Source organism: Ellagibacter sp., assembly GCF_048412355.1.
Lineage (GTDB): Bacteria > Actinomycetota > Coriobacteriia > Coriobacteriales > Eggerthellaceae > Ellagibacter.
Map to the genome: position 1 here is coordinate 1 of NZ_DBFSAP010000035.1, position 16,114 is coordinate 16,114.

The 16,114-nt window shown below is 62.1% G+C and carries 8 protein-coding genes and 1 tRNA gene; 4 read left to right on the forward strand and 5 right to left on the reverse strand.

Translation table 11 applies throughout. The features are described 5' to 3' along the window. Nucleotides 1-608 precede the first annotated feature (608 nt). A complete protein-coding gene (locus ACMRQN_RS04305) occupies nucleotides 609-2,102 on the forward strand; it encodes a TrpB-like pyridoxal phosphate-dependent enzyme (protein ID WP_418733962.1) in 1,494 nt (497 codons plus the stop codon). Nucleotides 2,103-2,184: 82 nt separating this feature from the next. On the opposite strand, the gene ACMRQN_RS04310 is transcribed toward ACMRQN_RS04305, so the two are convergent. Next, a tRNA-Met gene (locus ACMRQN_RS04310) sits at nucleotides 2,185-2,262 on the reverse strand. A gap of 235 nt (nucleotides 2,263-2,497) precedes the next feature. Between ACMRQN_RS04310 and ACMRQN_RS04315 the strand changes: the two genes are divergently transcribed. The 3 genes from ACMRQN_RS04315 to ACMRQN_RS04325 are packed head-to-tail and all read left to right on the forward strand — an operon-like array spanning nucleotide 2,498 to nucleotide 9,104. Beyond that, a complete protein-coding gene (locus ACMRQN_RS04315) occupies nucleotides 2,498-3,250 on the forward strand; it encodes a putative ABC transporter permease (protein WP_418733963.1) in 753 nt (250 codons plus the stop codon). Next, nucleotides 3,247-8,295, forward strand: coding sequence for an acyl-CoA dehydratase activase (locus tag ACMRQN_RS04320; protein WP_418733964.1), 5,049 nt, complete (start codon nucleotides 3,247-3,249; stop codon nucleotides 8,293-8,295). Before ACMRQN_RS04315 ends, ACMRQN_RS04320 begins: the two co-directional genes overlap by 4 nt. A gap of 17 nt (nucleotides 8,296-8,312) precedes the next feature. Continuing rightward, nucleotides 8,313-9,104 carry an amidohydrolase family protein gene (locus ACMRQN_RS04325; RefSeq protein ID WP_418733965.1) on the forward strand — a complete coding sequence of 264 codons (792 nt, stop codon included), beginning with the start codon at nucleotides 8,313-8,315 and terminating at the stop codon, nucleotides 9,102-9,104. 84 nt (nucleotides 9,105-9,188) lie between these two features. On the opposite strand, the gene ACMRQN_RS04330 is transcribed toward ACMRQN_RS04325, so the two are convergent. The 4 genes from ACMRQN_RS04330 to ACMRQN_RS04345 all read right to left on the reverse strand — a co-directional run bounded on the left by ACMRQN_RS04330 (nucleotide 9,189) and on the right by ACMRQN_RS04345 (nucleotide 15,897). Further along, nucleotides 9,189-10,511, reverse strand: coding sequence for a hemolysin family protein (locus tag ACMRQN_RS04330; RefSeq protein ID WP_418733966.1), 1,323 nt, complete (start codon nucleotides 10,509-10,511; stop codon nucleotides 9,189-9,191). A gap of 266 nt (nucleotides 10,512-10,777) precedes the next feature. Continuing rightward, nucleotides 10,778-13,600, reverse strand: coding sequence for an AMP-binding protein (locus tag ACMRQN_RS04335; RefSeq protein ID WP_418733982.1), 2,823 nt, complete (start codon nucleotides 13,598-13,600; stop codon nucleotides 10,778-10,780). Nucleotides 13,601-13,727: 127 nt separating this feature from the next. Then, on the reverse strand, nucleotides 13,728-14,567 hold the full coding sequence (menB, locus tag ACMRQN_RS04340) for a 1,4-dihydroxy-2-naphthoyl-CoA synthase (RefSeq protein WP_158049558.1): 840 nt from the start codon (nucleotides 14,565-14,567) through the stop codon (nucleotides 13,728-13,730). Nucleotides 14,568-14,775: 208 nt separating this feature from the next. Continuing rightward, complete coding sequence (locus tag ACMRQN_RS04345) at nucleotides 14,776-15,897, reverse strand: alpha/beta fold hydrolase (RefSeq protein ID WP_418733967.1); 1,122 nt, start codon at nucleotides 15,895-15,897, stop codon at nucleotides 14,776-14,778. Nucleotides 15,898-16,114 lie beyond the last annotated feature (217 nt).

The following is a 16,114-nucleotide window of genomic DNA, read 5'->3' on the forward strand; positions in this document are numbered from 1 at the left end:
CCACCTGGGCGATGAGGTCCAACGCGCGCTTCCGCGCCAGGTCGTGCTAGAATGCGGTCATCCGCAGCGCCGACGGCGCCCCGATCCCCGTCGCACCGGCAAGGCTTCCGGTCGGCTTTTCCCGCAAAACTTAACTCGCACGAGTTTGAAAACCCGCTTGACGCGCTTGTTTCGTTCGGTTTAGAATGCGCCCAGGTTGACAACCAAAGACACCTAAACCGTTGAAGCGGGAGTAAAAGCGACAAAAGCGCTTACAGAGAGTTCGGGGTGCTGAGATCCGGCAGTAGCAAGTCGCCACAATGGGCCGCTGAGGGCGCAGTTAATAAGCTGCGACGCAAGGACCGCGTCAGAGTCCACGGATGTGATGGCATCCAAAAAGTGCGCCCGCAAGGGTGAATCAAGGTGGCACCGCGAGTTTTCTGATTTCTGATCATCGAATCGTTTTGAAAGCCCGTCCTTGAGAAGCATGTTTCGCTTCGTCAAGGACGGGCTTTTTCGTTCTTGGAGATGCGGACATGCGAATCCATCGCTGAGCGCTGGCAAAGGCCAAGCCGGCGCCCGACCGTATCCCGCGGGGCAGCCCGCACGTATCTCGAAAGGACGAGACCATGAACGACCAGAAGAACATCGACACCCCTATCGAAGACGCTGTTTCGGCGGCGACTGATTTGGGTTTCACGCCCGAAGCGGGCAAAGAAAGGAACGAGCCCTATCGCTTATACCTAAGGGAAGACCAGATTCCGACTCAGTACTACAATGTTCGCGCCGACATGCCCGAAAAGCCCGAACCTATGCGTCTTCCGAACGGAAAGGCGGCCACGTTCGAGGACATCCGCCCCGTGTTCTGCGACGAGCTGGTGCGCCAGGAGCTTGACGACGACACGCGCTATATAGACATCCCCGAAGGTATACGAGAGATGTACAAGGTGTATCGCCCGTCTCCGCTGTGTCGCGCTTACAACCTGGAACGTGCTTTGGGGACGCCCGCCAAAATCTTCTACAAGTTCGAAGGCAACAACACCTCGGGCTCGCATAAACTCAATTCCGCCCTCGCTCAGGCGTATTACGGGGCTCAACAGGGGCTGAGCACCATCACAACCGAGACGGGAGCCGGTCAGTGGGGTACCGCTCTTTCCGAGGCCGCCGCGCACTTCGGACTTGACTGCGAGGTATTCATGGTCAAGTGCTCATACGAGCAGAAGCCGTTTCGCCGCAACATCATGCAGACTTTCGGCGCCAATGTCACTCCGTCTCCTTCCGACACGACCAAGATCGGGCGCAAGATGCTCGCCGATGATCCGACATGCACGGGCTCCCTTGGAGCCGCGATTTCCGAGGCGGTTGAAAAGGCACTTCATGTGCCCGAGAACCGCGGCCGCTATCAGCTTGGCAGTGTTTTGAACCAGGTGGTGCTTCATCAGTCGATCATCGGTTTGGAATCGAAGGCAGCTTTGGAAGAACTGGGCGAATATCCCGATGTCGTCATTGGCTGCGCAGGCGGCGGAAGCAATGTGGGCGGTTTGATGGGCGCCTTCATGAAAGACAAGCTCGACGGCACGAAGCCCGACACCGATTTCATCTGCGTTGAGCCTGCAAGCTGCCCGTCCATGACGCGCGGTCGCTACGCCTACGACTTCGCGGACACCGGTCAAACGTGCCCGCTGTGCAAGATGTACACGCTCGGCAACGGGTTCATCCCCTCGGCCGATCATGCCGGCGGCCTGCGCTATCACGGCATGAGCCCCATTGTTTCCAAGCTGGTGCACGACGGCTACGCGCGTGCGGTTAGCGTCAAGCAGACGGAGGTCTTCCAGGCGGGCGTGCAGTTCGCGAAACTCGAAACCATCCTGCCCGCACCGGAGAGTTCGCATGCCATCAAGGTGGCCATCGACGAGGCTCTGAAATGCAAGGAAACGGGCGAAGCGAAGACGATCCTGTTCGGCCTTACGGGAACGGGTTATTTCGACATGATGGCTTATGACGCCTTCATCAGCGGAAAGATGGAGGACCACATCCCGACCGACGAAGAGCTTGAGGCCGGATTCGCCACCATCCCGGCTGTTCCCGGCATTCAGGCAGCGGGCGGCCTTCCTTTAGAGTAGCGTTCGCCTTGAGTCGGCTCGTCGAGCGTCCCTAGACAAACAAAAAGGTCGGAAGCTTTTATGCTTCCGACCTGATAATTCATGGTCGCGGGGGGCGGATTTGAACCACCGACCTTCGGGTTATGAGCCCGACGAGCTGACCAGACTGCTCCACCCCGCAATGTATGTTAGGCGCTTTCCGCAGTGGGAAAAGCTACAAGAAAGAATATTACCCTTGTGGGTCACACAAGGCAAGAATTAAATCTCGCGTCACAAAACCACCACATGCAACTCTCGGCAACCCTTCCGCAACCTTTCTCGAATTATTTCGTTTCGCCACAAGTGGGGAGCATATAATAGTGTCTCTACGGAATAATGCGAGCAAGTCATCTATCTGGGGAAAGGAGCAGGGGCGAATGGCCGATGCGAACCATCGCAATACGGACGGTTCCGCGCGTCCACACGTCCACGCGCTTCCCTCCCATCGCATGGTACGCCGCGCCAAGCCCCTCCCCGAAAAGCTCACCTTCTTCCACCTCTTCTGGATCTTCGTCATCTGCAGCGTCATCGGACTCGTCGTCGAGACCATCGTGAGCTACCCCATCGACGGCATCTGGAAAGATCGCGCGGGCCTGGTCTGGGGCCCGTTTTCCCCGATCTACGGTGTCGGCGGCATGCTCATCACCATGGCGCTGTGGAACCTGCGCGATAAAAGCGCGCTCGCCATGGGAATCTGTGCGGGCTTCGTCGGCGCGGGCTTCGAGTTCATCGCAGGCTGGTTTTGGGAGACGTTCTTCGGAATCGTCGCGTGGAGCTACGCCGACCAGCCCTTTAACCTGGGAGGACACACCTGCCTCGGCATCGCGATCGTCTGGGGGTTCGCTGGCCTCGCCTGGATGCGGATCGGCCTGCCGCCCATGCTGCGCATCATCGAGGACATCCCGAAAAGCGTCCGCAAGCCACTCACGGCCATCCTCTGCGCGTACATGATCGCGAACATCGTAATGACCATCCTCAGCTTCAATTACTGGTACGAACGGCAAAATGGCAACCCCATCGAGACGCCGCTTCAGTCATACTTTGCAGAGAACTACAGCGACGAGTTTATGAGCGAACGCTTCCAAACCATGTCGCTCTACGCCGACCTTGTGAAACGTGGGAATCAATGATAGCTAGCACTTACCATTTGGGAATCGACGTCGGATCCACCACTGCGAAAGCCGTGGTGTTCGACCCGCTCGCGCAGCGCGTGCTCTTCTCGCGCTACGTGCGCCACAACGCGCATCAGGTGGAAACGGTCGCCACCCTCCTGCGCACGATGGCAAAAGAATTCCCCGGGTGCTCGTTTCGCCTGGTAGCATGCGGGTCAGGCGGCACTACCATCGCCGACGCCCTCGGCGTGCCCTTCGTGCAGGAAGTCGTGGCGAACTCGCTCGCCGTGCGCCGCGACCACGAGAACGTGTGCTGCGCGATCGAGCTCGGCGGCCAGGATGCGAAGATGGTGTTCTTCGAGCGCGACGAGAAATCGGGTGCCACCACCGTGGCCGACATGCGCATGAACGGCTCGTGCGCCGGCGGCACGGGCGCCTTCATCGACGAGATGGCCGCGCTTCTGAAAGTGCCTGTCGAGCAGTTCGACGAGCTCGCCGCGCGCGGGCAATCGGTCCACCAGGTATCGGGCCGCTGCGGCGTTTACGCGAAGACCGACATCCAGCCCCTGCTCAACCAGGGAGTTTCGAAGGAGGACCTGGCACTGTCGTCGTTTCATGCCATCGCGAAGCAGACGATCGGCGGCTTGGCGCAGGGCCTCGACATCCATCCGCCCGTCATCTTCGAAGGCGGCCCGCTAACCTTCAACCCAACGCTCGTGCGCGTGTTCGCCGAGCGCCTGGAGCTTGCCGACGACGACATCGTGATTCCCCAAAACCCGGAGACCATCGTCGCCTTGGGTGCTGCCCTCGCAGCCGACGAGCTGTTCGCGGATAACGAGAACTGCCTCGTCGCAAACCTCCTCGATGCCGCCGACGCTCTCGACAAGGCCGCGGCGAGCCCCGCCCCCAGCACGCGCGGAACGGCTTATTTCGCATCGCCCGAAGAGCGCACCGCGTGGGAAGCCTCGCATGCACTCGCCCCGCAAACGCCACCCGACCCAGCCCCTGGTTCGACGGTGCGCGCCTACCTGGGTATCGATTCAGGCTCCACCACTACCAAATTCGCACTCGTTTCCCCCGATGGGAAGCTTGTCGACTCGTTTTACGCTCCCAACGAGGGCGAGCCTCTCGACGTCGCACGTGCGGCGCTCATCGCACTGCGCGACCGCTATCGCGCAGCGGGTGCCACGCTCGACATCCTGGGCGTGGGAACCACTGGCTACGGCGAGCTCATGTTCGCGAAAGCCTTCGGCGCCGATTACCACACGGTCGAGACCGTGGCGCATGCCCGCGCGGCGGAAGCGTGCGTGCCCGACGCGAGCTTCGTTTTGGACATCGGCGGGCAGGACATGAAGGCCCTTTGGCTCGATGGCGGCATCATCACCGACATCGTCGTAAACGAGGCCTGCTCATCGGGCTGCGGATCGTTTCTTGAAAACTTCGCGTCCTCACTTAACATCCCCGTGGAAGGCATCGCGCAGGCCGCATTCTCCTCGACAAACCCCGCCGTGCTCGGCAGCCGCTGCACCGTGTTCATGACGAGCAGCATCGTGTCCGAACAGCGCTGCGGGAAAACGCCCGCCGACATCATGGCAGGCCTGTGCCGCTCGATCATCGAGAACGCGTTCACCAAGGTCATCCGCGTATCGAATCTCGAAAGCCTCGGCAAGAAGGTCGTCGTGCAGGGCGGCACGTTCTTAAACGACGCCGTGCTGCGCGCGCTCGAGCAGCACATCGGGCGCGAGGTCACGCGCGCGCCCTACCCGGGGCTCATGGGTGCTATCGGCATCGCGCTGCTCACGCAGGAGCATCTGGAAGGTGCCCGCCGCGAGGGGAGCGAGGTCGCGGCAAGCTTGAAGAACGCGAACGCGACCAACGAGAACGCAATCAGCGAGGGGCGCGAGCCCGCACGCGCGAGCGCCTTCTCCCTCGATGCGCTCGACGCCTTCTCGTATACGCAGGAGTCTAACCTCATCTGCCCCTTCTGCGCGAACCACTGCAACCGCACGCGCATCACCTTCGCGAACGGCGACTCATGGGTGACAGGCAACCGCTGCCCGCGCGGCGAGGTGGTGGGCGACCCGAAGGATAAATCCATCCGCGAACAGGTTAAACGCATCGCCGCCGCCGTCGACAGCGTGCCGAACCTGTTCGACGTCCGCGAGAAGCTCCTCTTCCGCGACTGGCCCTGCGCGCCCGGCCCTGCGCCGCAAGACACCGTCATCGGCATGCCCCGCGTCCTCTCGATGTGGGAATACGCCCCCTTCTGGACGACGCTGTTCCGCTCGCTCGGCTTCACGGTGAAACTGTCGCGCCCGAGCACGCGCGCCATGTACGAGCGCGGGCTCTCGGCCGTGTCCTCAGACACCGTGTGCTTCCCCGCTAAACTTGTCCACGGGCACGTGCGCGATTTGGCCGACCAGGGGGTCGACCGCATCTTCATGCCCTCAGTCACAACGGTGACCTCGGAAAACACCTCGAAAACGAGCCAGTCGATGTGCGCGGTGGTGAAGGGCTACCCCATCGTCATGCGCAATTCGGACAACCCCGAGAAGCGCTTCGGCATCCCCTTCGACGCGCCGCTGTTCCACTGGCTCTCGCAGAAAGACCGCGACCGCCAGCTCACCGAGTACCTCACACGCGAGTTCTCCCTCGACACCGCAAGCATACGTCAGGCAATCGATGCGGCCGACGCTGCGCAGAAAACATTCAAGGCCGAGCTTGCGCGGGAAGGCGAGCGCATTTGCGACCAGGTGGAACGCGAAGGCTCCTTCGCCGTCGTGCTCGCAAGCAGGCCGTATCAGAACGACGACTTGGTCAACCACGAGCTGCCGCGCGCCTTCACCGAGCTTGGCATCCCCGTGATCTGCGCCGATGCTGTGCCCCACGTGAACGAGGTCGACCTTTCGAGAAGCCGCCTCGACGTGGTGAACAACTTCCACGCGCGCATGCTGGGCTCCGCTGTGATCGCTGCGGGAAGCCCGAATCTGGAATACGTCCAGCTCGTGAGCTTCGGCTGCGGCCACGACGCCTACCTCTCCGACGAGATCATCCGCCTCATGCATCTCGCCGGGCCCAAAGCGCCCCTCATCCTGAAGGTCGATGAGAGCGACATCCAAGGGCCGCTGCGCATCCGCGTGCGTTCGTTCATCGAGACAATCCGCCTGCGCAGGAAAAAGGCCGAGAACGAGAAGGCGAGCGATCGGGATGTTGCCGCGCCGCCCGCGACCTCCATGGCTGCTGCCGCGGAAGTCTCATCGAGCGACGCCCCCGTCACCCCCTCCGCGAGCGCCCCGACAACCACGCAAGCTACCGCGACCCCCGCTCCACAAACGAGAAAGCGCGCTCGCGAGCTGCCCGATCCCTATCCGCAGAAGTTCACGAAAGCCGACCGTCAGGACAAGGTGGTGCTCATCCCGAACACCTCGCATGCGTTCTGCCGTCTGATGGCGGTCGCCTTCGAGAGCCAGGGGCTGCGAACCATCCCGCTTGAAATCGGGCGTGAGGAGGCCATCCGCCTGGGTAAACAATACGTGCACAACGACATCTGCTTCCCCGCGCAAATCGTCATCGGCGAAGCACTCGCCGCGCTTCGCAGTGGGAAGTACGACCCCGACAAGGTCGCTGTCGGCACCGGCAAGTACATTGGCGACTGCCGCCTCACGCACTACGAGGCGCTCCTGCGCAAGGCGCTCGACGACGCCGGTTATCCGCAAGTCCCTATCATCACGAACGACGACGTCGACTTCCACAACGTGCACCCTGGGTTCAAGATGAACGTGAGCTCGGCATTGAAAGTCGCCTTCACGCTGCCGATGATCGATGCGCTCGAGGAGCTGCTGCGCAAGATGCGCCCCTACGAGACCGAGCCGGGAGCTGCCGACCGCGCCTTCGACGAGGCGCTCGATTTGCTGATGGAGGGTTTGCGCGGCAAGTCGCTTCGCTCCCTTAAACGTGGATTTTCCCAGGCCATCGATGTGATAAAGAAGGTTCCTTACGACCGCACCCACCGCAAGCCGCAGGTGCTCATCGTTGGCGAGTATCTGCTGAACTTCCACCCTGGCGCCAACCACGACGTCGAGCTGTACCTGGAGCACAACGGACTCGAGGTCATCGAGGCTCGCATGACCGACGTCATCAGGAAGACGTACTTCTACCAGCATGCACAGGAAAAGGAGTACCGCGTCACGCGCCCCCTCAAGGAGAAGGCATGGCACGCGGTCGCCGACAATGTGTTCGACGTGGCCCACAACGTGTGCGACAGCATCGCGTGCGCGCACCCGCTCTACGAGCCACCCTGTCGCATGCCCGATCTGGTACGCGCGAGCGATCCCATCATCCACCACACGTTCGACGCGGGCGAAGGCGTGCTCATCCCCGGCGAGATCTTGCACCACGCCGCCCACGGCTGCACGTCGTTTTTGATTCTGCAACCGTTCGGGTGCTTACCGAATCACGTCGTCGGGCGCGGCATCGCCAAACGCCTGAAGGAGCTCTACCCCCAGGCGAACATCTTGCCGCTCGATTACGACCCCGACGTCAGTTTCGCGAACATCGAGAACCGCTTGCAGATGCTCATCTTAAGCGCAAAGGGTGCAGAGAATTCCCAGGTAGAAGCTGAGAAAGCGCCCGCTTGCGCTCCGCAGGCGGCAAGTTCTGCTGTCTCGGACGCGGCCCTTGCCGTAGCGAGCGCCGCGGACAGCGCCGCCTACGCAGCCGCCGACGTGGCCGCCCACGCGATCGACGCCGGCAAGTTCGCAGCCAAGACCGCCTCCTCCGCTCGCAGCGCCGCGGGTGCCGCCGCCGAAGCCGCTAGCGACGCTGCGGCGGCAAAGGCAGCAGGCACTGCAGCCCGCGCCCACGAGGCAGCCGCGCGAGCGCACGAAGCCGCAGAGAAAGCCCAGGTCGCAGCATCTGCCAAAGCCGCTGCCGCATCCGCTCGGGCCGCCGCCGCTGCCGCACGGGCCCACGAAGCCGCCGAACGCCTTGCTTCCGCAAAAACAACCGAAGACAGAAGCACCCAGAAGTTGGACAATCAAACAAGCACCCAGAGAAGAAGCTAGAAAGAAGATTCCGCCCCATGACCGTCGTCGATGCTCACGTCCACGTATATCCCGAGAAAATCGCGCTCCGCGCCGCTGAAAGCGTGGGCGACTTCTACCAGTACCCCATGTTCAAGGAGGGGTCCATCCCCGCAATGCTCACCGCTGCGGAGGGCTCGCCCATCACGCATCACATCATCTATTCGGTTGCGACGAAACCCTCCAACGTCGAGTCCATCAACGACTTCATCGCGGCAGAATGCGAAAAACATCCCAACTTCGTCGGCTTCATGGCAATGCACCAGGACTACCCCAACCCGGAGGCCGAAATCGAACGTGCGATTGGCCTGGGACTTCGAGGGATGAAGCTCCATCCCGACACGCAAAAGGTGAACATGGACGACGATCGGCTCATGCGCATCTACGAGCTGATCGAGGGCCGCATGCCGCTCGTCATGCACTGCGGCGACTACCGAACCGATTTCTCGCACCCGCGCCGAATGAAGCGCATCCTGCACGAGTTCCCGAACCTCGTCGTTGACGCGGCGCACTTCGGCGGCTGGTCGGTGTTCGACCTGGCCGTCGAGTATTTGGAAAACGAAAACTGCTTCCTCGACATGTCGAGCTCGCAGAAGTTTCTGGGGCGTCGCCGCACGCGGGAGCTCTGCGAAATCTACGGCGCCGACCGCATCCTGTTCGGGTCGGACTTCCCCATGTGGGACCCCGCGCAAGAGCTCGAGATGTTCGAGTCACTCGACTTCCCCAAGGCTGATTTCGAGAAGATGACCTGGCATAACGCCGAGCGATTCATCGGGATGGACATTCGCTAGGAACCTTTTGAGGGCCGCGTCAGCGCATCCTCGCTCGCATACAAAAGCGGCGGCGGAAATGTCTCACCGCCGTCAATTCGCAACCTATTCCTCGGCATCCTCGCGGGGAATCTGCTCCACGCGCACGAGAATCTTATCGACGCGGTGACGGTCCATGTCGACCACCGTGAACGTCGCCTTCGCGTCGCGCCCCGTAAACGTCACCGTGTCTCCCTCCTCGGGGATGCGGTCGAACGCGGCGAGCAAAATACCTGCCGCCGTTTCGCATTCGTTCGCTTCCTCAGGAAGGAAGCCGAGCAGATCCTCCAGGTCATCGATGGAAAGCGAGCCGTCGATCAGGTAGCGACCGTCGCCTTTCTTCACGATCTCGTCGGCCAAACCGTGGCTGTACTCGTCGTCGACGCGCCCCACGATCTGCTCCATGATGTCGCTCATCGTGACGATGCCCGCCGTGCCACCGTGCTCGTCCACAACCACGGCAATCTTGGTATGGCGGCGCTGCAGCAGCTGCAAGAGCTTCGCGATGGGAATGCTCTCGGGCACTGCGTACAACTCGCGGATGGGCAGATCTTCCATCGAAGCGTCGGCATCCATCATGAACAGGTCCTTCACGTGCACGAACCCGACCAGGTGGTCTTTGCTCCCCTGGCACACCGGGTAGCGCGTGTACTTGTAGCGTTCGGCAAGCTCTCGGTTCTCTTGAAGCGAGTCCTCCATATCGAGGCAGGTCAGCTCGATACGCGGCGTCATGATTGCCTCGGCGTCCTTGTCGCCCAAATCGAAGATGTTGTCGACGTACTCGTTTTGCTCAGGCTCGATAAGCCCGCTTTCCGTGGACTCGTCGATGAGCAGCTTGATCTCTTCACCTGTGTACACATCGTGTTCGTTGGCCGGATCGTGCCCGGTCAGCCGCACGACGCCGTTGGTGATGCCATTGAACATAAGCATAATCGGATAGGTGATGCGGTAGAACCACAGAAGCGGGGTCGCCGTCATAAGCGCGTAGCGTTCCGTCGCGAAGATGGCGAACGATTTGGGGATAAGCTCGCCCACGACCACGTGCAACGTCGTCATGAGGAAATATCCGATTGCGACCGCAATTACCGAGATGACAGCATCGGGCAGGCCGAGCAGAACGAACAGCGGGCGAATGAGCGCCGAGATAGCGGGCTCGCCCAACCAGCCGAGTGCAAGCGAAGCAAGCGTAATTCCAAGCTGGCAGGCAGACAGGTACGCGTTGACGTTCTCGGTGATGGTCTTCGCGTTCTTCGCGCCACGCTTGCCCTCATCGTAGGCAAGTTCGATCTGCGACTTGCGCACGCGCACCATGGCGAATTCCGCGATAACGAAAAACGCGTTCATCAAAAGGAAGAAGACGACAAGAATCAGGCTGACAGCTATGGACATCGGGTATGCGGGCCTCCTTAAGGCGCGTTTTGTTTTTTTCAAGCGACGTTTTTAACCTTGAAGTATGGCATATTCCGCATCCGAGAGTGCGTTTGTTGCCATTTTGTTCACCAAGTTGACCAGATGGGACGGTGAACGAGCGCGAAGGGGCACGGGCTGCGACGGTGAGCGTACGACGACGGAACGCGGGTCGAGGTGGGAGGCGCGGGCTGCGAGCGAGAAGATGCGCGGGCTGCAAAGCACGCCACAGCCACGCCCTGCCGGCGCTACTCGATCACGATGCGGTCGGTCTGCGCGCTCGAAATCGCCTTGGGGCACAGGCTGCACCCCAGGCCAAACTCGTGTCCTGCCCGGTTCAGCGTCACTTTCCCACGCTCGGCAGTATAGGGAGGCATGGTCACATCGACGTCGAAGTAGCGCGAGGTCGACCCGATGTCGCCTGGCATCACCACCTCGTCGAGCGTTTGGAACGCCGCGTGCATGCGCTTTGAGATTCCCGTGTCGTACATGCCGCCCATCCACACCTCGCGCCCGCGCGAACGTGCCGCGAAGATGAATTTGAGCGCAGCCTCCACGCCCCCGAATTTCGCGACCTTCACCGCAAAACACCGCAGCTCAGGATACGAAAGCGCCTGGTACGCCTCGCGCTCGTTCACGAACGACTCGTCCAGGCAGATGGGCGTGGCGATGGTCCTCTGCAGCGCCGCCAGCCGCGCGAATGCCCGGGCGGTCGACCCACCGCACGGCGTCAAATCGATAGGCTCCTCAATCCACGCGACGTTGAGCGGATCGAGCGCACGGAGCTCGGCGATCGAGCGGTCCGTGAAGCTCTGGTTCGCATCGAGCGTGATGAATAGATGCGGGTACTTTTGGCGAATCATGCGGACAACACCCAAGCTACCAGGCGCAACCTTGAGCTTCACGCGGCAATAGCCCGCCTCTACGCAGCGCGAGACGGAATCGAGCGTTTCCTCCACGCTGCCCATACCGACCACAGCGCCCGCCGAGACGGCAGCCTCGCGCGTCTTCTCGAACGAACCTCTCACCTCGCCATTCGCACGTCCGCGATGAGCCGCGCGCTCAATCACATCGTATTCCTCGTTAAGCAAACGCCCGAGGGGTTTCCCCACGATCTTGCCGTAAAGGTCCCACAGCGCGGGTTCGATCGCGCCGCAAGCGAGCGGGAAGCGCTCCATCCCGGGGATAGAGGCAAAGGCAGCAGAGACTTCCCGCGGGTGGAGGAAAACCTCGCCGATCACCTTCGGCGCAAGCGTGCCGCGCAGCACCTCAACATCCTGTTCGATCGTTTCCGGAAGATACCAGTCGGAGGAAAACGCGACGCATTCGCCCAAGCCAACGCGCCCTTTCGCATCGATGACCTCCACGATCACCGACTCGCGGAACTCAAGCGTCGCCTTCGCCGTCACGAACGGCTTCTTGAAGGGGATGCGCACGCGATGCAGAATCACGCGGCGCACGTCGAGGCATTCCGAGTAGATCCGCTCGATGGCAGCGCGATCGATCTTGCCGATGCCCTGCCGCGGCAGGCTTTCCATGACGAAGATCTGCTTGGGGCGGTAGAGCTTCGAGAGCACGCCTTCGAGCTGGCCGTGAACGGAGGCGACGAACTCGCGATCGCTTGGGCGGGAGGGGGCGAGCGGCTTCGGAACATGCCGTCTTACCTGCGGTTTCATCACCTCGCGACCGAAGCGCGCCGTCTTCACCGGGGAAAACCTGTCGAAAGCCTGGTCACGACTACCACGTTCGGGCGTCTCGCTCGTGCGCTCGATGAACGCCACGGGACGCCGTCCCCACACGGGGTCGGGGGCACCAAACACGTAGGCGTCCGCTACGCCGGGAATCGCCATGAGCTTGTCGGCAATCTCTGCGGGATAGACGTTTTCCCCACCCGAGACGAACATGTCGGTGGTGCGCTCCTTCACGTAAATCTTGCCCTCGTGGAGAGCCGCCACATCGCCGGTGAGGAAGAAGCCGTCCGCGGTGAAGGCAGCGCGCGCGTTCAGGTAGTTCGACAGCACACCCGGCCCGCGCACCGCCAGGCGGCCGAAACCGCGCCCATCGGGCTCGACGATGCGTGCCTGATAGCCGGGCAGAAGTTCCATGCCGCCCGTGAACGACTCGTCTATCAGGCTGTTTGCAACCTGGCTGCACGTTTCGGTCATCCCGTAGCTCGCGTACAGGCGAATTCCCGCCTCGTGCGCGCGGGCGATGGTGGCGGGATTGAGCGCGCCGCCGCCAAGCAGGATGCAGCGATACGCGGCCAGTGCGGGGCCGCCCCCCTCGACGGCGAGCAGGTCCTGCAGCATCTTATCGACCACGGAGATATGGGTGAAGCCGACGCGCGCGGCGTCCTTCAGGATTCGCGCCGCGTCGAAGCGCGCGTAGAGGCGAAACGGCGTGCGGTTCGTGATACTGCGCACCACCTGCTCGAAGCCCCCAATATGGTACAGGGGAAGCGCCACCTGCCACATGCCGCGGCCCCGCACCGAGAGCACCGCGTTGGACGACTCAGCGGCGGCCGTGAGCATACGCCAGGTCGACGGCACCGCCTTCGGCTTGCCCGTCGTGCCCGACGTGAAGAGGACGAGCGCCCGCTCCTTGTCGCTGAACAGGTGCGATTCCCTTTCCGCAAAATGGGTGGCCTCGAAAACTGCATCGCGCTCGGCGCTCATGATGACGCGCTTGCCGCTTTGGAGCCGCGACACCCCCGCAAGGTCGTCCGCCACGTGGTCCATAAGCGTTTCCGCCCGCGCTTCGTCGATGCGACACGCCACGCGAATGCCCGAGCTTTCCAGATCGAACAAGCGCGAAAGCTTCTCCGCCGATGTGAGGCGATTGTTCAGCACGACGAGCGAGAACGCCCCGTACCCCGCGGCCAGGGCGAGAAAGATGAACTCCGGACAGTTCGGAAGGTCGACCGAGACGCAGTCGCCGCGCCCGACCCCCTTGCTCCGCAGACGACGGGCGATTGCCGCCGCCGTGAGCCTGGCCTGGCGATAGGTACACGAATGCTCCGAGCCGTCGCGAGCGACGAACGTGAAGAAGACCCCATCGGGATTCAATCTCACCAAGCTTTCGAACGCATTGATCATCGCGAGTTCGGACCACTGTTCTCTTCGGACGCCGCATCAGCGACTTGGGCGGGCAAAGGAAATGGGAAGCGACCCGACACACAGGGCATCGGGTCGCTTGGCTTTAGGGAAACTTAGGGTACTGAGTGAAGTCGGGCGCCCGCTTCTCCTTGAACGCGTCGCGGCCCTCCTTCGCCTCGTCGGTGGTGTAGTACAAAAGCGTAGCGTCGCCGGCAAGCTGCTGGATGCCCGCAAGCCCATCGGTTGCCGCGTTGAAGCTCGCCTTCATGAAGCGCAGCGCCGTCGGCGAGAACTGCAGCATCTCGCGCGCCCACGACACGCATTCGGCCTCGAGCTCCTCGAAGGGAACGACCTTGTTGACCAGCCCCATCTCGAGCGCCTCCGCGGCGGAGTACTGGCGGCAGAGATACCAAATCTCGCGCGCCTTCTTCTGACCCACGACGTTTGCCAGGTACCCCGCGCCGTAGCCAGCGTCGAAGCTGCCGACCTTGGGGCCCGTCTGGCCGAACTTGGCAGTTTCGGCAGCGATGGACAAATCGCACAGCAGATGCAGCACGTGCCCGCCGCCGATAGCGTAGCCGTTCACCATGGCGATGACCGGCTTGGGCACCACGCGGATCAGATGCTGCAGGTCGAGCACGTTCAAGCGAGGGATGTTGTCCTCGCCCACGTAGCCACCGTTGCCGCGGATCTTCTGGTCGCCGCCCGAGCAGAACGCCTCGTCTTCGTGGCGACCGCCGTGGTTCGCGCCGGTCAAGATGATGACGCCGATCGACGCGTCATCGCGCGCCACGGAGAACGCGTCGTACATCTCGGTCACGGTGAGCGGGGTGAACGCGTTGCGCCGCTCGGGGCGATTGATGGTGATTTTTGCAATCCCATCAGCGGTTTCGTACTTGATTTCGCGATATTGCTTGGCGGATTTCCAAGCTACGTCATCCATAGCTGTCCTTTCGTGGCATATCGTTGATTCGTTGCAGGACGCAAAAATAGTTGGCGCGCCCCGCAACGGAGGCATCGGCTTCACGACGCCGATTTCTCACTCAGGGGAAAACGACGCCATGCCGGCGATTGACAATGTTTGATTCTGCGTTTTCGCTTCGAATGATTCCTGTTTCGCAAGTTTCTATATCATACCGCGACGAGGTATGTCATGGGGCCGCGGGTTTGGGAGTGCACGATTCGACCACTTCTCCAAGGATCGCGTTGAACGCCTCGGACTGCTCGAGGTGGATGTTGTGCCCAGCAGCGGGAACAACGCGGCACGAAACTGCGCCCTGGGATTCTGTCTGAAGGGTGGAGGCGACCTTGCAATATTTCGCGTCGAGCTCCCCCGCCAGGTAGCTTACGGGAATGCCCTTCGCAGCCAGCTCGCAAAGCGCGCGAATCGACTCGCCCTGCGAGGGCATCGCGTGGGCACCTGCGCGCTCGAAGGAGAGCGCGAGCGATTCCTTGTCATTGGCAAGGCGTCCCGCCCGAAGTCGTTCTTGCTGGTCAGCAGGAAGATGCTGCTGGCTTTCGAACAAGGGCAGACCCGCCCACCAGTCCATGAAAGCGGACACCCCTTCGCCTCGCACGCGCGCCGCCCAGGCGAAATTGCGCTCACGCAACGCTTCGCGCGCGGCATCGTCGACAGGCCCCGTGCCCGCGCTCTCAAGCACGAGGGCGGAGAAGGGAGCGGCGGCGGACATCCGCGCCGCATTCGCTGCCACATCCCGTTGGCAAGCGCCAGCCACGTCAAGGCGGCGAGTTCGATCGCATAGAGCGAAGGCTGCGGAGCTTCTGAGCGCAGTGCGGTTGAGCTGGTCGCCGTCCCGCAGGTCGCCCGCAGCAAGGCACGCCGCTTGAAGCGCCACGCGCCCGCCCATGGAGTACCCAACCAGAACGGGCGCCACACCTGCGTCGCGCGCAACGATCCTACAAAAAGCAAGGAGCGCTCGCGCCTGGAAGCACAGGTCGAAGAAGCCAGGGCGCTCCGCGGGGTCGCCGCCAGCGGAGCAGGCGCCCGCCCCATGCCCTGCAAGCTTGAAGCCGAAGCACTCAGCACCCGCATCTGCGAGCAACTGCGCCGTATCATCCCAGGTAGAAGCCTGTTGCGCGAAGCCGTGAACGAGTACGATCGGGACCGCCGGGGAGCCGCCTTCCCTCGCGCCCGACGCCGAAGCACGCCACGCCTTCACGCCAAAGCGCATGCCCTCGAAATCGAAGCTGCGCGTATCTCCCGAAACCTCGCTCGCCACCTCGCCGCCCTTCTTCAGAACCTCGTTTGCCACCTTCGACGCCCCTCTTTTGTCCCGATGCGGCGATTCGATCGATTGCACCGCGTCTCTGAAATATTTTAGCTCGATGTGCGTAGGTTTTAGCGAGAGGGCGACCGAAAGCGAAAGGGACGGAAAAGCCACACCCATCTGAACTGGCACTATAGGGAAGCACTCGCCCACGTATCGGCAGCGAGCGGGCAAGCCGCGGTAAAACCTACGCACATCGAGC